The organism is Pilibacter termitis (assembly GCF_900167335.1).
Lineage (GTDB): Bacteria > Bacillota > Bacilli > Lactobacillales > Streptococcaceae > Pilibacter > Pilibacter termitis.
In genome coordinates, this window is the sequence record NZ_FUXI01000021.1 from 43,690 (window position 1) to 62,863 (window position 19,174).

The following is a 19,174-nucleotide window of genomic DNA, read 5'->3' on the forward strand; positions in this document are numbered from 1 at the left end:
TGGTTCATTTTCTGGCAAAATTAAAATATAGGGTTCAATCCCTATGAGATAAAGCTTCACATCTGTCAGCACGTCTTTTGCATGACTTGCAAACAAAAGACCAAATGCTACGCACAAAGAACATTTTAACACGTGAATATAGCAGTGTCAATTGTTATGTTGAAAAAAATTTCTTCTTTTTTACATTTTTATAGAGAACAACCTTTCATTTTCCTATATAATAGAAGTTGGAATCTATTAGCACAATAAAGGAGCATTCACCATGAACCAAGAAGAATTGAAAAAGAAAGTCGGAATTGAGTCTGCAAAGTATATAAAGGACGGAATGATTGTTGGACTCGGAACAGGTAGCACTGCTCGGCATATGATTGAAGAAGTCGCTCGCCGTGTTCGTGAAGAAAATTTAAATATTGTTGGCGTGACAACGAGTAACGAAACAACAAAACTTGCGAAATCGCTTGGTATTCCGCTAAAAGAAATTGATGAAGTACCTTTCGTCGATGTCGTAATTGACGGAGCTGATGAAATTTCTGCAGATTTTCAAGGGATAAAAGGTGGCGGTGCTGCTCTTTTGTTTGAAAAAATTGTCGCAAGCTACGCTAAACGTGTCATTTGGATAGTGGATAAAAGCAAAATGGTCAACTATCTCGGTGAATTTCCGCTCCCTGTCGAAGTCGTAAAATATGGTAGCGAAAATCTTTTCCGTTTGTTTGAAGATAAAGGTTATAATCCAACTTTTCGTATGAACAAAAACGAAAAACTCACCACTGACGGTGGGCATTACATTATTGATTTACACTTAGGAAAAATCAAAGAACCTCTTGCTCTGTCTGATGAATTGAGCAAAACTGTCGGTGTGGTAGAGCATGGTTTGTTTACGAATATGGTGAATGTTGTGATTGTCGGAAAAGAAGAGGTTGTGGAGACTTTAGTGGCGAGGTAGGATTGCCAAAAAGTACATTTAAAAAACTCTCAAAATACAAATAGCAAGGGCAATAAACCTAAGACCAAACTAGCAAAAATAGAAAAACTGCATAAAATCAGACGCTCAATCGTTGATTTTATGCAGTTTTTTCTATTTACTTCAAGTTCACAACACTTAAAAACTCTTCATATCCACGTCCAACATCTTGCAGGTCATGGCTATCCGAGCCATAGACAAGTTTCACTCCTTGCCCGTACTGTTTCAAAATCTCAACTGGCGGGTACATTTCTAAACAATTTTCCTTGAAAAGTCCTGCCATATTGAAATCAATTTGGAGCTGTTTTTTTCTTAACTCATTAAAAATTTCTTGATAATAAGCATGACACTTTGCGGAAAAATCGGTGTTTTCATTTGTATAGGAACGAAAGAATTTTCTTGCCAAACTAATATGCCCAATACGCTTAGGCTTATACTTGCCTAAATCAGCTTGAATACTCTTTTGCACCATGCGTAAATATTCTTCTTGAGCAGATTGGAAATCTCCGTAATACGTCAAAATTCCCTCATGATAATCTTCTGCTGAATAATCAATCGCACGCAAGCCACCTACTCCATTTAAGAAGTGAACAGACAAAATACTTTCTTCTAAGTACACGCCATACTCTGCTAGAAACTCTCGTGTATCCTCCTCGAAATCAGCTAAATAATCAAGTTCGACACCAACGGTAATTTCTATATCATGCTTGTATTTTTCTTTTAAGCGGAGCATTTTTTTCAAATAATGCTCCCAATCACTCCATGCAATGCCAGCAGTGTCAATGGCATCTTGTGCACCACTCGCAACTTCAAAAAAACTAGTTGGAAGTGGACCATGCTCTGTAATCGAGTATTTCTCAAAACCAAGCTCAATTGCTCGAAGAACTAAACGCTCCGTATCATCAATCGTACCATGCGGGCAATATTCTGTATGTGTATGTCCGTCCCATTTTTTCATCTTTTTTCCTTTTCTCTCAACGCTTACTCAAACCGTTTCAACCTCTCCACATCACGAGCAATCACAAGTTCCTCGTCTGTCGGGATAACTAGCACTTTTACTTTAGAATCTGGTGTTGAAATGTCCCCTTCTACACCGAAAACATTTTTGCTTTCGTCAATTTCCATGCCAAACCAGCTCATTTTTTCAATGACTGCTGTACGCACCCAATTTGAATTTTCGCCAATTCCTGCAGTGAAAACAACTGCGTCAGCTCCGTTTAGCACGGCAAAATATTGTGCAATATATTTGCGAATACGGTCTGTAAACACTTCAAACGCAAGTTGTGCTTTTTCATTTCCTTCTTTGCGTGCTTGAATAATGTCACGCATATCGCTAGATGTATCACTCACACCAAGCAAACCAGATTTTTTGTTTAATACTTCAATCATTTCATTGACATCAGTAATCTCTTCTTTTTCCATGAGAAACGGAATAAGTGACGGATCAATGTCACCAGAACGCGTTCCCATCATCACTCCTGCAAGTGGTGTGAATCCCATAGAAGTATCAATTGAACGCCCATGACGAACCGCTGTAATAGATGCTCCGTTTCCGATATGAGCCGTGATAATTTTCACTTCATCAATGTCTTTTCCGAGCATTTCCGCTGCTTTTTGACTAACGTACATATGGCTCGTTCCATGTGCTCCATATTTTCTTGCTCCGTATTTTTCGTAGTATTCCGTTGGAATAGCGTAACGATAAGCTACTGGTGGCATTGTAGAATGGAACGCTGTATCAAATACTGCAACAGAAGTAATATCTGGCAAAATTGCTTTAAATGCACGAATACCCGCAGCATTTGCTGGATTGTGAAGTGGTGCTAATTCTGCTAAATCCTCAATTTTTTTCAAAACTTCCTCACTAATCACAACAGATTCTTTGAAAATTTCACCCCCTGCTACCACACGATGACCTACACCTGTAATTTCATCGTAAGATGCAAGGATATTAAGATTGATTAATTCATCTAAGAGCATTTGCACCGCAAGTTCGTGCGTTGGAATATCTTCTACTTTTTCAAATTTTTGTCCGTCGCCATATTTCACCGTGAAAATAGAATCATTTAACCCAATTCTTTCTACGATTCCTTTCGCAATGACTTCCTCCTCTGGCATATTGTAAAGTTGCCACTTCAAACTTGAGCTTCCAGCATTGATTGCAATTGTTTTTGACATGTGAATTTCCTCTCTCTAACTAAAATATAGCCGTTCATAACCACATTTCTCCATGTAAAATTATGTTGACACTTCCAAATTGTAACAGGTTTCAACCATTCTGTCATCTATTTTTTATATTTTTGTGAAATCGTTTTTCCATTTCACAAATGCTCGCAAGAATTTCGCTAATATTCCTTTCTCACTCAGACTTGTTAAATGATAAGCAAAAACCTCTTGTTGTTTTGCGTTTTCGCCTTTTCGTTGGAACAAGTAAAGACTTTTTTGCCGTCCTTTTGTTTGGAAAAGCGTTTCTGGCAATTGAATCACCGCTTGCAAGTAAACTTCCTCGACAAGCCATTGTTTCAGGTTGTTCGCTTGCTCACTCAAAAACAAATCCTGCGGCAAAAGAAACAGCCCAAAACCGCCTTTTTTCACTTGTTTCATTGCACTTTCTAGCAATAAATGATGTGCGTAAGTATGTTCGCCACTTTCAAACACCTTGAACTCTTTTGACTTTTCATCGTTCGGATAATACCCAATCGGGAAATCCGAAAGGACAATATCTGGTGCAAAAGACGAAATTTCCGTCAAACCGTCCTGAAGATACAATTCAACCGTCTTATCCATAAGCATACTATTAATTTCTGCCACAGCAATCAGAGCATCATCTACTTCACTTCCTGCTCCTTGCACATTTTTCCCCGCTAACTCTAGCTGATTCATCACCGCAAAAAGCAAATTCCCCATTCCAAGAGCATTATCGTACAAAGTCAACGTTTTTTGTTCTGAGGTTAACTGCTCAAGTAAATACGCAAATAAAAACGCCAAGCCGTCTGGTGTCATCTGATGATTAGCTTGCAAAATTTCTGTTTTTTGACCTTTCAAAAGCGTTAACTGTGCCGTTTTCCGCCAATCTTCAGCAGATAATTCTAACGAGTTCAACTGCTGATATTCCATCTCTAACTCATGAATCACTTCTTCAGAAAAGCCTTGATTATTTTTTACCACTCCGCCATTTCGCACGTTCCAAGCATTTTCAATATAACTATCCAAAAAACTCATGCCACTTTTTTGCTGAAACAATTGCGTTGACTTCAATAGCCCTTCAAAAGATTTTGTTAATTTTGACATAATCCACCTCGTTTTCTTCTTTCACTATTATATACTCTGCAAACCATTTACGCAAAAACTCCGAATACTTTTGCGATAAACTAGACATTCATTGTTAACAAAAAACTACGATTAATACTTTCGTTTTTATTGTCTTGACAGTAAAGGAAGTAACTGATACAATGTTCAACATTACAGTTACTGTCTTGACAGTAACTGTTGAGAAAAACAAAAACTCAAAACAAGGAGATTACAAATGAACACAACCGCAAAAAACAATGTCCGTATACTCACAATCTCAGCATTACTGACCGCACTAGGAATCCTTATTCCATTCGTTATGCCAGTCAAACTCGTTATCGGCCCTGCCTCATTCACCTTAGCTTCTCACGTACCTGTGATGATTGCCATGTTCTTTTCGCCAATTATGGCAATGTTCGTTTCTCTTGGAACAACCGTAGGTTTTATGCTCGCATTGCCTGTTCCAACCATTTGGTTGCGTGCTTTGACGCATTTAATTTTCGCAGTCGGCGGAGCCTATGTGTTGCAAAAACGCCCCGATATTTTGACAAACAAAGGAAAATTACAGGTTTTCAATTTTATCATCGCACTCATTCACGCACTCGCTGAAGTTTTGATTGTTTTCGGCTTTTATGCCCTCGGTTTTGGAAACCTTGATACACAAGCTCTCTTTAATTTCTTACTTTTGATTGGTTTCGGAACAATCGCTCATAGCATGATTGATTTTCAAATTGCATACGTCCTAGCAAATGGACTAAGCCGCATTTACCCAATCCAAGCATTTGAAAAAGCAAGCACCCACTTCAAAAAAAGCAAATTGGCTTAAACCGAAAAGCGAAGTGGGGCGGTTTGAAGTCTGCAACAGCGAACCATGTCGTTTATTTACTTGAAGCTTTAGCTTCAAGCGACATTGTGAGCAGTTGCCAGACTTCAGCCCCTCGTAGCTAGACAAAGAAAAGCGAAGTGGGGCGTTAAGGAGTTTGTCGCAGTGAGCTATGCCATTTACTTGCCTGAAGCAAAGCTTCAGGTGGCATTGCGAACAGCGACCAAACTCCTGCCCCTCGTAGCTAGACAAAGAAAAGCGAAGTGGGGCGGTTTGAAACTTGTCGCAGTGAGCCACAGCATTTACTTGCTGGAAACTTCAGTTTCCAGTGCTGTTGCGAACAGCGACCAAGTTTCAGCCCCTCGCAGCTAGACAAAAAGAAAAGCGAAGAGGGGCGTTAAGGAGTTTGTCGCAGTGAGCCTTGCCATTTACTCGCCTGAAGCAGAGCTTCAGGTGGCATTGCGAACAGCGACCAAACTCCTGCCCCTCAGAGCTAGACAAAGAAAAGCGAAGAGGGGTGTTCTGAAGTCTGTGGCAGTGAGCCGTGCCGTTCATTCACTGCTACACTTCGTTTCGCATACAGTCTTTCTAAGAATCAAAGATTCTTGAAATACTAGCATCAAAACGAAGTTTCGAGCGACACTGCGAACAGCCACCAGACTTCACCCCCTCGTAGCTAGACACAGAAAAGCGAAGAGGGGCGGTTTGAAACTTGTCGCAGTGAGCCACAGCATTTACTTGCTGGAAACTTCAGTTTCCAGTGCTGTTGCGAACAGCGACCAAGTTTCAGCCCCTCGTAGCTAGGCACAGAAAAGCAGAGAGGAGCAATTTGAAGTCTGCAACAGCGAACCATGCTATTTACTTGCTACTACATACAGTCGTTCTAATTTAAAACAAAAAATCATCTAACAACCTTTCAAAAGTTGCTAGATGATTTTTTCTATAATACTTTTTCGCCACGTTCTCCTGTACGTATACGAATAGCGTCTTCTATTGGAATGATGAAGATTTTTCCATCTCCTACTTCGCCAGTTTGTGCCTCTTCGACAATCACTTTCACCAAGTCTTCTACTTTTTCATCTGGTACGACGATTTCAATTTGCACTTTTGCAAGCAAGGTAGTCAAAATCTTTTGTCCACGTATATATTCATCAAAGCCCTTTTGCTGACCAAAGCCAAGAACTTGAGAAACAGTCATACCATTCGCAAGCTCATTCTCGCCGATTTTTTTCTTTAAATCTTCTAATTTTTCCGCACGAACAATTGCTTGAATTTTCTTCATGTTAGCCTCCGTATTTATTTTCTATTATTCATTAGCTGTCCAATCCCATAAAAGTTGGATACGCTGTTTCATCATGCTCTGTATCGTCCATTCCAATCGCTTCTTCACGTTCAGATACACGAATGTTCAGGAAGAGTCCAATTACTTTGATAATCACAAAACTGATAAGTGCCGCATAGACAATTGTAAAGACAATGGATAAGAGTTGTGCGATAAATAATTTTGTTTCTCCGTAAAATAAGCCTGCTCCACTTTCCAATGCCAACTCTTTTGTCGTGAAAATTCCTGTCATAATACCGCCGACAATTCCACCGACACCATGGCAACCGAAAGCATCTAGTGCATCGTCTAAGCCAAGTTTTCTCTTTAATGCTGAGATAAAGAAATAGCAAACTGGCGAAACGACTAGCCCAATGACAATTGCAGAGCCAATTGAGACAAATCCTGCCCCAGGAGTAATACCAACAAGCCCTACAACTGCACCTGTGCAAGCACCTACTACTGTCGGTTTTTTAATCAAAATTCGCTCAATAATTAACCAACTTACCATACCAGCAGCGGCTGCTGTATTGGTTGTTATAAAGGCATGAACTGCCAAACCGTCTGCTGCTAACGCACTTCCTGCGTTAAAACCAAACCAGCCAAACCATAACAATCCTGCACCAAGCACGACAAACGGGATATTGTGTGGTCTGTATTCTAATTGGTGATAATCACGTCTTTTCCCTACCACGTAGGCTAAAACAAGACCTGAAACACCACTTGAGATATGCACAACGTTTCCGCCTGCAAAGTCAATCGAACCAATTTTCGCTAAGAAACCTCCGCCCCATACCATGTGTGCGAGTGGATAGTAGACCAATACACTCCATGCAACGATAAAGGCGACAATTGCTCCAAATTTCATTCGTCCAACTACTGCTCCTGTCAAGATAGCTGTCGTGATAAGCGGGAACATCATTTGAAAAATAGCGAATAATTCATCTGGAATTTCTAGCCCATGCAACGTATTTTTTGTAGCCGAAACGCCACTCATAAACATATGCTCCAGATTCCCGAAAAAGTCGCCATCGCCAGAAAAACTGATGCTGTAACCAATCGCTACCCACATGATACTAGCAATCCCCAACGTGCAGATAACCATCATCATAGTGTTCAAAATATTTTTCCTACGTTCTAGCCCTCCGTAAAAGAATGCCAATGCTGGTGTCATTAGAAATACTAATGCCGAGCAAATCAAAATAAATGCAATACTTCCTGTGTCCATAGTGCAAACCCCTCTCATAAAAAATAGTTTTACTAATTCAAATTAGCAGTTTTTTGTGTTTCATGTTATAAATTCTACCACAGTTTTTTTAATTTCTACTCGTTTTTTCAAATTTTCTGTATCTTTTTCCTGAAACATCTATTTTTCATGTTAGGTTTTATTACATCATTTGCATTTTAGAGATTACTAAACAAAAAAACGAGAGCCTCACTCCCGTTCTCTCATTCTTTCAAATCGCTCTAAACGCTAGAGCCACAAGGTTTTATTTTTGTAGACAATCAAGAAAACGATTCAGTGCATTCTTTCCTTTTTCGTCTTCTTTAAACACGCTTGCGTCTTGTAAAACACGAACGAATTTTTCACCGAGTTCTTCTAAAACAATTTTTCCAGCATTTTCTTCTGTAATTTCACGTCTGCTTAAAATTTCTTCCGCCCAAGGCTTGTGCATTTCTTCTATTTTATGCTCTTTTCCAAGCAAATAATTTTCCACTTCAACGAGTTCCGTTTTCAAGCGTGGCGGGAGAATAGCAAGCCCCATTACTTCAATCAACCCGATATTCTCTTTTTTGATATGCTGAACGTCCTTATGCGGATGAAACACGCCGTCTGGAAATTCCGCCGTCGTGTGATTGTCACGCAAAACCAAATCCAACTCAAAATCCTCATCTCTTTTGCGGGCAATCGGTGTAATCGTGTGATGTGGCACACCATTCGTTTGTGCTATAATTTCCACGCTTTTATCAGAATAACCCTGCCATTTTTCCAAAATAAGCGTTGCAGCTTTAGTTAATTCCTCTAAATCTTTGCCACTTAAACGAATGACCGTCATCGCCCATTCTAAAATACCTGCTTTTATTTGAGGGAATTGTGGTAAGCCAAAATTTCTACGCATTTTCGCATTCGCCATTGGAAGTGTCGCGATCCCTCCTTGGAAATGTTCATGAGTCAAAATAGAACCTCCAACAATCGGCAAATCGGCATTACTTCCGACAAAATAATGTGGAAATTGTTCAACAAGTGCCAAAATCTTGCCAAAAACTTCACCGTTAATTACCATTGGTTGATGAAGTTCATTTAAAAAAATGCAATGCTCTTTGTAGTAGGCATACGGCGAATATTGAAATCCCCACTTTTCGTTTCCTAATCCGAGACGAATAATTCTATGATTGCTACGTGCAGGGTGATTGCTCCGTCCTAGATAGCCCTCATTTTCCATGCAAAGCTGGCATTTCGGAAAGTGAGAGGTCGCTTGCAACTTCGCTTTAGCAATTTCTTTCGGGTCTTTCTCGGGCTTAGAAAGATTAATCGTAATATTTAGCACACCATATTGACTTTTATGCTCAAACTCGATATTTTTTGCAATTTCTCGTGTTTTAATATAATTATTTTCCTCAGAAAGTCGATAAAACACATCTGTCGCTCGCTTAGGAGAATGAGCATAATTTTCTTGGAAACGCTTATTTACCAAACTTGGAAGTGGTGTGAGAAAACTGTATAGTTTGTTCTCAAACATTTCACGACTCCACGAAAGCATCTCTATTCTGCCATTTTCCTCCGCAATATCCGTTAGCGTATCCACGATTTCAAGTGTCGAGTTGTTTTTTATTTCACAAGATAAGTCATCAACACCCTCCAACGCACGAATTTCATTTGCTAAATAAAGCGTATCGAGTTCTTGAATCGCTTCATTTTTTATCGCTTTTTCAATAAATGCTTGTAATAATTCCATGTGTTCTCCTTATTTTCTTTGTCTAGCTACGTGGGGCTGAAGTCTGGCAACTGTTCGCAACGTTGCTCGCAACTTGTGTTGCGAGTAAATAAACAACGTCGCTCACTGTTGCAGACTTCATAACACCCCTCTTCGCTTTTCTTTGTCTAGCTACTAGGGGCAGGAGTTTGGTCGCTGTTCGCAATGCCACCTGAAGCTCTGCTTCAGGCAGGTAAATGGCATAGCTCACTGCGACAAACTCCTAAACGCCCCTCTACGCTTTTCTTTGTCTAGCTACTAGGGGCAGGAGCTTGGTCGTTGTTCGCAACAGCACTGGAAACTACGTTTCCAGCAAGTAAATGCTGTGGCTCACTACGACAAGCTCCATAACGCCCCTCTTCGCTTTTCTTTGTCTAGTTACAAGGGGTTGAACTTTTGCCTACCCAAATCCCCTGCGATAAGAGGCATAATACTTATCGCAGGTTTTTTGTTGTTTTTTAGAAATAAATCTCAAATTTTGTTGTTGAACGAAATCCTCTATCTGGTGTTATCTCAATCTCTCCAAATTGAGTAAATTGCTCTGAACCTGGAGGGTTTTGTGTTTCAAGCGTTACTCCTGAATGATTGGCAAGTTTTTCACCACGCATTTCATAAGTATCTTCACCAAAATTCGCCGTAAAGACGACCACGGAAGTCTCCTCGGTAAACATTTTGATAGAAATATCATCTTTCGGCAACGACAAAACAGCGTGTGGCACATCTTCTGACAATGAATCTAGGAGAAATGGATGATCAATGCCGTCCACTTGATTCTTTTGAGGAAAATCACTCTGAAAAACTTCTCTCAACACTTTCGGTTTACGAAAATCAAATGGTGTTCTATCCACTTTTTTCACCTCACCTATCACCGTATTATCCAGCGGATGTGTAAGTAAAAACATATCTGAGGAAAGTTGAAGCGTATGCTCATCAACCGTTTGACTAGGATGTCCTGTAAAATTAAAATACACGTGGTTGGTCGGATTAAATAACGTTTCTTTGTCCGTTGTCGCTGAGTAGTCAATCGTCCATGTATTTGTATTGTCAAATGTGTAAGTGACTGTAACTGTTAAATTCCCGGGGAAACCATTTTCTCCGTCTGGGCTAAACAGTTGAAACTCAATAGAGGCGGACCTTTCAGTTTCTTTCGTTTTAAACACCCATTTTGCTGAATCAAAACTTGGCGTACCGCCATGCAAAGTATTTCCTAGATTGTTTGTCGGAATATGATAATGGTCGTCGCCAACTTCAAACGTACCATTCGCAATTCGCCCTGCCACACGTCCAATGGTTGCTCCCATAAACGTATCTTTTTCCAAATATTCTTTTGCACTGTCAAAACCAAGCACTAACTCACGAAAACCCTCATCTTTTGGGACTTTCATACTCACAATGCGTGCTCCTAAATCTGAAAACGCAAGTTTCACTCCGTTGTCGTTTTCAAGCGTAATAAGCGTGTATCCTTCACCAAATGGTTCTTGTGTAATTTTCATGTTGTTCTCCTCTTTCTTTTCGCTACGAAATGCAACTGCACTCGCTTTCACGTTTTGTTTTATTGTAAAACATAATGTGATTTGCTACAAGTAAAAAATTACGAGAACATCATTTCACTCCAACACTCCTGCTCCATTGCCAATTTCAGCAGTATAAAAACTTGCTGGATAGCCGATGAGAGAAGTATATGTGCTATCAACCGTATTTTCTAGTTTTTCTACGCTATCCTTATGCACAAGAGCAATGGCACAACCGCCAAACCCCGCTCCTGTCATGCGAGAACCTAAAACACCCTCTACTTTTTGAGCAGTTTCAGCAAGCGTGTCTAATTCTACTCCTGTCACTTCATAGTCATCTTTCAAAGATTGATGCGAAGCATTTAAAAGTTCCCCAAAAGCTACTAAATCTCCCTTTTGCAAAGCGGAGACGGCAAGCATCGTGCGTTCATTTTCGTAAACTGCGTGCTTGGCACGTTTTTCCAAAATATCGTCGTTGATTAATTTACGATTTTTTTCAAATTCTTCCGCTGAAAGTTCGCCCAACGATTGAATAGGCAAGGAAGTTTGCAAGCGTCTGAGAGCTTCTTCACATTCACTTCTGCGTTCATTGTATTTGGATTCCGCAAGTTCACGACGTTTGTTGGTATTCATGATGACCACCACGTAATCACCAAATTCAGCAGGAGCCATTTCGTACTCAAGAGTATTTGTGTCAAGGTAAATCGCCTTATCTTTTTGCCCAAAAGCAATCGCAAATTGATCCATAATACCAGAATTTACACCGATATATTCATTTTCCGTTTTCTTGCCGATTTCAACCAATTCAAGCGTTGATATATCTAGTGCGTAAAGCTCTTTTATCACTACACCAACCAACAACTCAAGCGACGCACTAGAAGAAAGACCTGAGCCGTTAGGAATATTGCCGTGCAAAACTAAATTGAAACCCGTTGAAATTTCATATCCTTTTTCTTTTGCTTTTAAAATATAGCCTTTGACATAATTCGCCCAACCGTCCTCTTTACGATAGGCTAAATCTTCTAAGTTAAATTCTATCACGCCTTTTTCCTCGAAATTCAAAGAATATACGCAAACTAACGAGTCCTCACGTTTGGAGGCAACACCATAGGTTCCGATTGTGATACTTGCAGGGAACACGTGCCCTCCATTATAATCCGTGTGTTCACCTATCAGATTAATTCGCCCCGGGGAAAAGAAAGTGGTCACATTCATTTCTCCAAATAACTCTTTAAATTTACTTCTTACTCTTTCGATTTGCATTGTACTCTCTCCTTTGTCTAGCTGTGGGATTGAAATATGACAAGTGATTACACCGTTGCAAACTTCAAAACGCCCCTCTACGCTTTTCTTTGTCTAGCTGCGAGGGGCAGGGTTTTGGTCGCTGTTCGCAATACCACCTGAAGCACTGCTTCAGGCAAGTAAATGGCATGGCTCACTACGACAAAACCCTGAACGCCCCTCTACGCTTTTCTTTATGACTATATTATAAAATGAAAACGCTGTGATTTTTTTCAACTTTGTGACTTGTTTTTAACATTTTGTGACTTTCTTCTGTTACAATAATGAGTAGGGTACCTTTAAGAAATCATCAAGTATAGGGGAAGGGTGTTTGGTATGGAGCAGGCGATTTATAATAATCGGAAAAATTATTTTTTCTCAGAAAGCATGAAATTTGAATTTTGCGGTTTCTCAAAGACTTTGCCTATGCACTCGTTTGGACCTGCGTATCGCAAACATTATATTTTGCATATTGTTTTAGACGGTGGCGGGAGTTATTATGTGAAAAATAATTCTTATCACCTTACAGCTGGAGATATGTTCCTCATTCGACCAGATGAGTCTACTTTTTATCAAGCGGATAAAAATAATCCTTGGGTATATTGTTGGTTAGCTTTTAGCGGAAGTGAGGCTGAGGCAATTGTCGAGCAGTCAGCTTTTGCAAAAGAGCGTTATACGCTACATTCTTCACAAATAAATAGCTATGTTGACATCATCAAATCTTGTCTTACACTCAATCATGAAACAATTGAGGAAGAATTGGCATTGAATGAATTACTGTATAAATTTTTCCGCATTTTGCTAATTGATACAACGCATAGCGTTCCCTCTTTGCAGGAAGAATTTTCTCCTTTGGTTCAACAAACAATTCAATATGTAGAACGACATTTTGATGAAGAAATTACAGTGCAGTCTGTCGCTTTGGCACTGAATATTGACCGAAGTTATCTCTCACGATCTTTCTCGAAAATCATGCACACGAATCTAAAGTCGTGGATTTTATCCGTCAAACTAAACTATGCTGCGTATCAGCTTTTTATGACGAAAAAATCTGTCGAAGAAATCGCTCAAATGGTAGGTTTCCATAGTATCGAATCTTTTTCAAGAGCTTATAAATCGTTTACTGGCGAGTCTCCTTTGCAATATAGAAAACGTCTAGCGAAAAAAGAGAATCTAGGCATTCACGACAAGGAGATTTCGCAACTTCTCGAACAACAGCAAGTCGAAAAAAGAGCAACATAAAAAGAGGGGAACTTAACACTTTGCACACATTCTAAAAATGTTGCTAAGTGTTGAGTTCCCCTCTTGAAAATGCTCTATACTGCCTCTTCTAAGAAACACACTTCTACTGATTTTGTCAATATGTCAGAATAAGAATAGCTCACACGCTCGAATGAGTTTTCGTCTTGGTCTAAGTCTACGACAAACACGCTCGGATAAACCTCAGACAGCACACCTTTTCTCTTACTTTGACGTTTGCGACCCGTTTGAGCGATAATTTCGATTTGTGAACCTAATTTATTTTGCATATTTTCTTTTATATTTGCGATTGTTGTTGGCATACACTCACCTCTTTTAGTGATTCTATCATTTTTCTAATCATTTTTCAATACTTTCTAAAAAATTTTTTTCAAAAAGAACAAGTATTTCTGCCAACTCATGTAGGAAAATAATCTCTTAAAATGTAAAGTTTTCATAAAAAAACCACGCTAAATAAAAATTTTTTAAGAAATCATTATCATGATTACTTCTTCAAATGATAACTATAATTCGCCACCACAATATGCTCTCGCCAACTTAGGTAATAACGGATTCTTAGACTTGTTTGATTATGCAAAACTGCCTGCCAACGTCTATTGGGAACAAATTGTGGCACTAAGACTGTTGTCGTAAAATTATGCTTGCGTGCGTTTTTGCTGACCAAATCCACATATCTTACCACGGGACCAACGATTGAACGATAGCTGGAATGTACTACGCTCAAGCGAATATCTGGAAAATGACGAGAAAATTCTTGTTTGATTTCTTCTTCTTTTGACTTGTTCTCATCTGTCGCCACGTGCATGGCAATCACATGGTCGCCAATCGAGCGTGCGTAATTAATCGCCCCAATATCCACTTGTGTCACATTTCCCACAAGAACTACTACCGTGTTGCCCGAAAACTCATGTTCTTGTATCTCGTCACGCAGGCGAAGTTGCTCAGCTACGCTAATGTAGTGCTTGTGAATCGCATAGAAAACGTACAGCAATATCGGCATGATAATGAAAAACGGCCAAATGTCTGCCATACGAAAGACAAAGAGAATGATAATAATCGCATAAGAAATAATCGCCCCAATGATATTGGGGATTGCTTTTACAAACCACACTCCGCCTTGTTTGTTCCAATGTCGCACCATACCACTTTGCGAAAGAGCAAACGGAATGAATACGCCAATCGAATAAAGGGGAATTAAACGTTCTGTTGACCCTTGGAAAATAAAGAGCAAGACAATCGCTCCAAAGGCTAGAGTGATAATTCCGTTAGAATACCCGAGTCTATCTCCTCGCTCCATGTACATATGTGGCATATATTTATCCTTTGCCAAATTAAAACTCAGCATTGGAAAGGCGGAAAATCCTGTATTGGCTGCCACCGCTAAAATCATGGCTGTCGCAAATTGGAAAAGAATATACAAAATATTTTTCCCAAAAACGTGTGAGGCTACTTGCGAAAGAACGGTCACTTTTTCCTCTGGAACAATGCCATACCAATAATTTAAAAATGTGATACCGCAGAAGAAACATCCTAAAATAATACTCATCATTGCAAGGGTTGCTGCTGCATTTTTTGCTCGTGGTTTTTTGAAAAATGGCACAGCATTGCTAATTGCCTCCACACCTGTAAGAGAGGCGGAACCGCTTGAAAACGAGCGAAGAAGTAACGCTACACTTACCCCCGGAATTGCTTGCCCAACCGCACTTGTCGCATGAAATGGTGCTTGCCCGATAAGAATTTTGACCACTCCTACAACGATTAAAAGTGCTGTTACTCCGATAAAACAATATACGGGAAACATCAAAAAGCTCGCTGATTCACGAAGTCCACGCAAATTCATTAACATCAAAACAAGGACAATAATAACCGAAATCGCAACTTGATGACCGTAAAGCTCAGGAATTGCACTCGTAATTGCCTCACTTCCTGCGGAAACAGATACTGCAACCGTCAGCATATAGTCAATCAAGAGTGAAGAACCTGCAATTAAGCCGAAATTTTTCCCTAAATTTTGACTGCTCACTACATACGCCCCACCACCTTGTGGATAGGCATGAATAATTTGCCGATAGCTCAATGTCAAACTAATCAATAGCACCAAAACGGCAAGTGCAATTGGCAGAGAGTACCAAATCGCTGCTGTCGAAAGAGTAACAAGTACAAGTACAATCTGCTCCGTACCATAAGCAACAGAGGAGAGAGCGTCACTTGAAAGCATGGCTAGAGCCGCAAATTTACTTAGTTTATGATCATCACCCGTTCCACTTTTTAACGGTTTTCCTACTAAAATTCGTTTAATATAATCCATTTTCGTCCTCCTCGTCTAACTATAATATGGGCACCTCTAAAAACTCACACTTATCCTAAATTGCTAGTTTTCCGATTTTCTTCGTCAGTCTCCTCAACCTTGTCTAGCTACGAAGTGCAGGAGTTTGGCAACTGTTCGCAGTGTCGCTCGAAACTTACGTTTTGATGCTAGTCTTTCAAGAATCTTTGATTCTTAGAAAGACTGTATGCGAAACGAAGTGTAGCAGTAAATGAACGACAGTGTTCGCTGTTGCAGACTTCAAATCGCCCCTCTTCGCTTTTCTGTGCAATCAAGTAAAAAAAGACTACCGCTAAAGTAGTCTTTTGTCAAAGAAAAACCTCTATTTTCTCTAGGATTATTGCATGAATAAGCTAGGATTTTTTAGCGACTTCTTCAAACTTGTCTAGTAGAGAAGAAAACGCTGTTTGAAGTTTTTCTTGCTCCTCTGGTGTATCATTTCGTAAAAATTGAACAGGGGTTTCATAAGTATCAAACAACTGAACTGGAATAAGCTCGCCCTCCTGCATTTTCAGACGAATTTGTGGGTGTAAAACACTAGAGCCACACGGGTCTGGTAGCGAGTAATCAAAATCGAATGTTTCATCATCTACTTTCCTCAAGCGATAGTAGCCACCGTCAACGTATAATTTTTCCTCACCAAAAACATCTGCCAATTTCATAAAACGTTCTGTATTGTTCATTTTGTATCACTCCTTTATTTTCATTCGCAATTTCCTTCCCGCTTTTACACGAAGTAAAAACGAGCGGATATTGTGATTCATTACTTCTGCTAGTATCAAACCTAGTGCAATCGCTCCTGCCGCCATAACGGTATTTACTCCAACACGCATAAAATTATTGTAATCACCTAATGCCAAACTTCTAACCGACTCATACGCAATTGCCCCCGGAACAAGCGGGACAATCCCCGGAATATTGAACACCGTCACAGGCATTTTACATTTTCTGGAAAAATGATTGCTCATAATTGCCACACCAACACTTCCCGCTAGTGCAGATAGAGGCATGGAACAATGTAGCTCCATTAACACCCAATAAACAATCCACCCTATCGCACCTGTAAGCCCACAATAAACAAGCACGTATCGTGAAACATTCCACAAAATAGCGACTGCGACCGTCCCCAGAAAACCAAATATAAATTGAATAATGCCTTCGATGATTTCTTTTTGCATATACTTTGCTCCTTTCTACGAGCGAACTTACGACTGCTCGAAGTCTTTTTTCTATTTGTATGAGGTAGTGCGATACGCTCTTGGACGTACTTTTTGCTTTTTCTGGTTCACTGCGACAAAAAAACTAAACGCCCCTCTTCGCTTTTCAAACGACTTGGAAAGCGAAGGCTATTCCGAAGCCTATTGCACAGGCGGTCATGGTGGCTTCGCTCATTCTTGAAACTCCGCTCAATAGATGTCCTGCGAGTAAGTCTCGCACGGAGTTGGTAATTGCAACTCCCGGCACAAATGGCATGACGCACCCAATTAAGACTACATCTGTTTGCTGAACAATGCCTTGTTTGGAAAGGAATAAAACAACCACCCCGACTAGAAAACTAACCAAAAATTCACCTAAAAATCGCACTTGTAGAGGTTTCATCATTTGCAAATAAACGATATATCCCACACCACCTATCAAAAAAGTTAGCGGCATTCCTTTCAATTGTCCGCCAAACAAAATCATCATGCTTCCGCTAATCATTGCAGCTGAAAGAATTTCTAGCCATTTCGGAAAAAAGAGCTGTTCACGCTCTAACTCTTTCAAACACTCTATGAGTTCGTCAAGTGTCCTTTGATTGTTTACAAATTCACGACTTAATTGATTGATTTTTGTTATTTTATCCAGATTTATTGAGCGATTGGTAATCTGTGTCATGCGGACATTGCTTTTCCCGTCAATACCGACAAAAATACCTGTCTGCGTTGTATAACAAACAACCTCAAATCCGCTATGTCTACCAATTCTCATCAGCGTATCTTCCACACGATACATTTCCGCTTGATTGGTCATCAAAATTCGACCTGCAAGCAAACAAGCCTCTAACACTTTTTCTTCCATATTTTTCTCCATTTTCTTTTACTAACCTTATTTTACTTCCTTTTACGAAAAGAAAAAAGCAGAAGTTATGAAAAAGCAAAAAATTTTTAGACTTGATTTTTAGAGGTGCCCTTTATATAAAATTATTAATATGTATAATTTCTGCAATCATTTACTTGAAAACGCTTTGTTTTTTAGGTAAAATGGAGATAAAGAATAGACATATAATTTATTTTGCTAACTATACTCAGTCAAGTAATCCTATTCTAATTGAGTATAGAAGACAATTATCGAAAGTGAGCTAAACATTATGAGTAAATACCTTGAAATTGCCAAAGTTTTGCGTGACCGTATCAAAAGTGAGTATTATCCGCCAGATTCTCTATTGCCAAATCAAGTAGACTTAGTAGAAGAGTTTGGTGCAAGTCGTATGACGATTAAAAAAGCGTTGAACATTTTAGCACTTGACGGTTTGATTTATTCCAGACGTGGTGCTGGAACAAAAATTTTGAATCGTTCTTTTTGGGACAAGGATACTTCTCCTGCTGATGAATATGGCGGTTTAACTGCAACACTCGCTGGTTCAAACAAAAAAATCGAAAGTGAGTCTATCATTTTTGAAATTGAGTTTCCTGATGAAAAAATCCAAGACAAACTTCTCCTCAATCCTCATCAGCCTGTTTATAAAATTATTCGTTTGAGAATTGTGGATGATGAGCCGTTTATTTTGGAACATACCTATTTCCCTGCACATATTGTGCCGAATCTCACAGAAGATCATATTTTGTCGTCAATTTATGACTATATCAAAGGCGACTTAGGGTTGAAATTTGCAGGAGCATTTCGTAATGTGCAGGCAACGAAGAGTGATGAATGGGATCAAAAATATTTAGACGCAAAAAAAGACGACCCAATGCTCGAAGTAGAACAAGTAATCTACCTCAAAGACGGTCGTCCGCTAGAATATTCACGTGCGAGAAATCGCTACGACAAACGTGGTTATACGATTTTGGACGTACAACAAAATTAAGACAGCTAAAAAGAAGGTCGACAAACTTTGGCTCTTTGTCAAATCGTGTGGAAAGCATCTATTTTACAAAGCGTACCTAAGAGAGTTGGACATCTTGTCCAGCTCCTCTTTTGCGTCTACCAGAAATAGTTTTCTTGTAGCATTCTGCTCTGTCGAACCTAGCCAGTAGCACAATTATAGGTCGTTCAACATGCAAAACCTTGTTCACTTGACTATTCTCTTGTTTTATCTTTCACTGTTACACTTTAAATACTGAAATATCTATTCTAAACCACCTTACAAATCCCTGTAAGAAGACCACACTGAATATAGCTCCTCGTACGGAAATTCTCAAATCTTCTAAAACCATAAGCCAATC

Annotated in this window: 21 protein-coding genes; 7 read left to right on the plus strand and 14 right to left on the minus strand. The window is 39.5% G+C overall.

Annotated features, from left to right (window positions below; translation table 11 throughout):
• Positions 1-262: 262 nt before the first annotated feature.
• Positions 263-943 carry a ribose-5-phosphate isomerase RpiA gene (rpiA, locus tag B5D30_RS09195; protein WP_078807779.1) on the plus strand — a complete coding sequence of 227 codons (681 nt, stop codon included), beginning with the start codon at positions 263-265 and terminating at the stop codon, positions 941-943.
• A 136-nt stretch (positions 944-1,079) separates the two neighbouring features.
• Here the strand turns inward: rpiA and hisJ are convergent, their stop codons facing one another.
• The 3 genes from hisJ to B5D30_RS09210 form a co-directional block, all read right to left on the minus strand.
• Positions 1,080-1,919 (minus strand): histidinol-phosphatase HisJ, encoded by an 840-nt coding sequence (hisJ, locus tag B5D30_RS09200; RefSeq protein ID WP_078807780.1) that lies wholly within the window; start codon positions 1,917-1,919, stop codon positions 1,080-1,082.
• Positions 1,920-1,942: 23 nt separating this feature from the next.
• Positions 1,943-3,139, minus strand: a complete 1,197-nt coding sequence (locus B5D30_RS09205) for an acetate kinase (protein WP_078807781.1) — start codon at positions 3,137-3,139, stop codon at positions 1,943-1,945.
• Between the two features lie 114 nt (positions 3,140-3,253).
• Positions 3,254-4,252 (minus strand): class I SAM-dependent methyltransferase, encoded by a 999-nt coding sequence (locus tag B5D30_RS09210; RefSeq protein ID WP_078807782.1) that lies wholly within the window; start codon positions 4,250-4,252, stop codon positions 3,254-3,256.
• Positions 4,253-4,487: 235 nt separating this feature from the next.
• Here B5D30_RS09210 and B5D30_RS09215 point away from each other — a divergent pair, with 235 nt between their 5' ends.
• From B5D30_RS09215 to B5D30_RS14340, 4 genes are all read left to right on the plus strand, one after another.
• The gene (locus tag B5D30_RS09215) at positions 4,488-5,078 is read left to right on the plus strand and encodes a hypothetical protein (protein WP_078807783.1); all 591 of its coding nucleotides are present in this window, start codon (positions 4,488-4,490) and stop codon (positions 5,076-5,078) included.
• 162 nt (positions 5,079-5,240) lie between these two features.
• Positions 5,241-5,447: a hypothetical protein gene (locus tag B5D30_RS09220; protein WP_078807784.1), complete on the plus strand. Its 207-nt coding sequence runs from the start codon at positions 5,241-5,243 to the stop codon at positions 5,445-5,447.
• Positions 5,448-5,489: 42 nt separating this feature from the next.
• Positions 5,490-5,684 (plus strand): hypothetical protein, encoded by a 195-nt coding sequence (locus tag B5D30_RS09225; protein ID WP_078807785.1) that lies wholly within the window; start codon positions 5,490-5,492, stop codon positions 5,682-5,684.
• A 151-nt stretch (positions 5,685-5,835) separates the two neighbouring features.
• Positions 5,836-5,967 carry a hypothetical protein gene (locus tag B5D30_RS14340; RefSeq protein WP_268802114.1) on the plus strand — a complete coding sequence of 44 codons (132 nt, stop codon included), beginning with the start codon at positions 5,836-5,838 and terminating at the stop codon, positions 5,965-5,967.
• 48 nt (positions 5,968-6,015) lie between these two features.
• Here the strand turns inward: B5D30_RS14340 and B5D30_RS09230 are convergent, their stop codons facing one another.
• The 6 genes from B5D30_RS09230 to B5D30_RS09255 form a co-directional block, all read right to left on the minus strand.
• Positions 6,016-6,357 carry a P-II family nitrogen regulator gene (locus B5D30_RS09230; RefSeq protein WP_078807786.1) on the minus strand — a complete coding sequence of 114 codons (342 nt, stop codon included), beginning with the start codon at positions 6,355-6,357 and terminating at the stop codon, positions 6,016-6,018.
• A 31-nt stretch (positions 6,358-6,388) separates the two neighbouring features.
• Complete coding sequence (locus B5D30_RS09235; protein ID WP_078807787.1) at positions 6,389-7,624, minus strand: ammonium transporter; 1,236 nt, start codon at positions 7,622-7,624, stop codon at positions 6,389-6,391.
• Between the two features lie 262 nt (positions 7,625-7,886).
• A complete protein-coding gene (gene galT, locus B5D30_RS09240) occupies positions 7,887-9,353 on the minus strand; it encodes a UDP-glucose--hexose-1-phosphate uridylyltransferase (protein WP_078807788.1) in 1,467 nt (488 codons plus the stop codon).
• 22 nt (positions 9,354-9,375) lie between these two features.
• Positions 9,376-9,582 (minus strand): hypothetical protein, encoded by a 207-nt coding sequence (locus tag B5D30_RS09245; RefSeq protein ID WP_078807789.1) that lies wholly within the window; start codon positions 9,580-9,582, stop codon positions 9,376-9,378.
• Positions 9,583-9,829: 247 nt separating this feature from the next.
• Entirely contained in the window at positions 9,830-10,864 is a 1,035-nt protein-coding gene (locus tag B5D30_RS09250) for an aldose epimerase family protein (RefSeq protein ID WP_078807790.1), read from the minus strand.
• 114 nt (positions 10,865-10,978) lie between these two features.
• Complete coding sequence (locus B5D30_RS09255; RefSeq protein WP_078807791.1) at positions 10,979-12,145, minus strand: galactokinase; 1,167 nt, start codon at positions 12,143-12,145, stop codon at positions 10,979-10,981.
• Positions 12,146-12,499: 354 nt separating this feature from the next.
• On the opposite strand from B5D30_RS09255, the gene B5D30_RS09260 reads away from it, so the two are divergent.
• Positions 12,500-13,405: an AraC family transcriptional regulator gene (locus B5D30_RS09260; protein WP_078807792.1), complete on the plus strand. Its 906-nt coding sequence runs from the start codon at positions 12,500-12,502 to the stop codon at positions 13,403-13,405.
• A 74-nt stretch (positions 13,406-13,479) separates the two neighbouring features.
• On the opposite strand, the gene B5D30_RS09265 is transcribed toward B5D30_RS09260, so the two are convergent.
• The 5 genes from B5D30_RS09265 to B5D30_RS09285 all read right to left on the minus strand — a co-directional run bounded on the left by B5D30_RS09265 (position 13,480) and on the right by B5D30_RS09285 (position 17,807).
• Complete coding sequence (locus B5D30_RS09265; RefSeq protein WP_078807793.1) at positions 13,480-13,725, minus strand: Veg family protein; 246 nt, start codon at positions 13,723-13,725, stop codon at positions 13,480-13,482.
• 182 nt (positions 13,726-13,907) lie between these two features.
• Positions 13,908-15,731: an APC family permease gene (locus B5D30_RS09270; RefSeq protein ID WP_078807794.1), complete on the minus strand. Its 1,824-nt coding sequence runs from the start codon at positions 15,729-15,731 to the stop codon at positions 13,908-13,910.
• A gap of 371 nt (positions 15,732-16,102) precedes the next feature.
• Positions 16,103-16,432 (minus strand): hypothetical protein, encoded by a 330-nt coding sequence (locus tag B5D30_RS09275; RefSeq protein WP_078807795.1) that lies wholly within the window; start codon positions 16,430-16,432, stop codon positions 16,103-16,105.
• A 6-nt stretch (positions 16,433-16,438) separates the two neighbouring features.
• Positions 16,439-16,927 carry a threonine/serine exporter family protein gene (locus tag B5D30_RS09280; protein ID WP_078807796.1) on the minus strand — a complete coding sequence of 163 codons (489 nt, stop codon included), beginning with the start codon at positions 16,925-16,927 and terminating at the stop codon, positions 16,439-16,441.
• A 145-nt stretch (positions 16,928-17,072) separates the two neighbouring features.
• A complete protein-coding gene (locus B5D30_RS09285) occupies positions 17,073-17,807 on the minus strand; it encodes a threonine/serine exporter family protein (protein WP_144399554.1) in 735 nt (244 codons plus the stop codon).
• Positions 17,808-18,096: 289 nt separating this feature from the next.
• Here B5D30_RS09285 and B5D30_RS09290 point away from each other — a divergent pair, with 289 nt between their 5' ends.
• Positions 18,097-18,816: a GntR family transcriptional regulator gene (locus B5D30_RS09290; protein WP_078807798.1), complete on the plus strand. Its 720-nt coding sequence runs from the start codon at positions 18,097-18,099 to the stop codon at positions 18,814-18,816.
• Positions 18,817-19,174 lie beyond the last annotated feature (358 nt).

Bases quoted from the DNA above. Each gene is read 5' to 3' on its own strand.
- rpiA (WP_078807779.1), top strand. From the start codon at position 263: ATGAACCAAGAAGAATTGAAAAAGAAAGTCGGAATTGAGTCTGCAAAG.
- hisJ (WP_078807780.1), bottom strand. From the start codon at position 1,919: ATGAAAAAATGGGACGGACATACACATACAGAATATTGCCCGCATGGT.
- B5D30_RS09205 (WP_078807781.1), bottom strand. From the start codon at position 3,139: ATGTCAAAAACAATTGCAATCAATGCTGGAAGCTCAAGTTTGAAGTGG.
- B5D30_RS09210 (WP_078807782.1), bottom strand. From the start codon at position 4,252: ATGTCAAAATTAACAAAATCTTTTGAAGGGCTATTGAAGTCAACGCAA.
- B5D30_RS09215 (WP_078807783.1), top strand. From the start codon at position 4,488: ATGAACACAACCGCAAAAAACAATGTCCGTATACTCACAATCTCAGCA.
- B5D30_RS09230 (WP_078807786.1), bottom strand. From the start codon at position 6,357: ATGAAGAAAATTCAAGCAATTGTTCGTGCGGAAAAATTAGAAGATTTA.
- B5D30_RS09235 (WP_078807787.1), bottom strand. From the start codon at position 7,624: ATGGACACAGGAAGTATTGCATTTATTTTGATTTGCTCGGCATTAGTA.
- galT (WP_078807788.1), bottom strand. From the start codon at position 9,353: ATGGAATTATTACAAGCATTTATTGAAAAAGCGATAAAAAATGAAGCG.
- B5D30_RS09250 (WP_078807790.1), bottom strand. From the start codon at position 10,864: ATGAAAATTACACAAGAACCATTTGGTGAAGGATACACGCTTATTACG.
- B5D30_RS09255 (WP_078807791.1), bottom strand. From the start codon at position 12,145: ATGCAAATCGAAAGAGTAAGAAGTAAATTTAAAGAGTTATTTGGAGAA.
- B5D30_RS09260 (WP_078807792.1), top strand. From the start codon at position 12,500: ATGGAGCAGGCGATTTATAATAATCGGAAAAATTATTTTTTCTCAGAA.
- B5D30_RS09265 (WP_078807793.1), bottom strand. From the start codon at position 13,725: ATGCCAACAACAATCGCAAATATAAAAGAAAATATGCAAAATAAATTA.
- B5D30_RS09270 (WP_078807794.1), bottom strand. From the start codon at position 15,731: ATGGATTATATTAAACGAATTTTAGTAGGAAAACCGTTAAAAAGTGGA.
- B5D30_RS09275 (WP_078807795.1), bottom strand. From the start codon at position 16,432: ATGAACAATACAGAACGTTTTATGAAATTGGCAGATGTTTTTGGTGAG.
- B5D30_RS09280 (WP_078807796.1), bottom strand. From the start codon at position 16,927: ATGCAAAAAGAAATCATCGAAGGCATTATTCAATTTATATTTGGTTTT.
- B5D30_RS09285 (WP_144399554.1), bottom strand. From the start codon at position 17,807: ATGGAAGAAAAAGTGTTAGAGGCTTGTTTGCTTGCAGGTCGAATTTTG.
- B5D30_RS09290 (WP_078807798.1), top strand. From the start codon at position 18,097: ATGAGTAAATACCTTGAAATTGCCAAAGTTTTGCGTGACCGTATCAAA.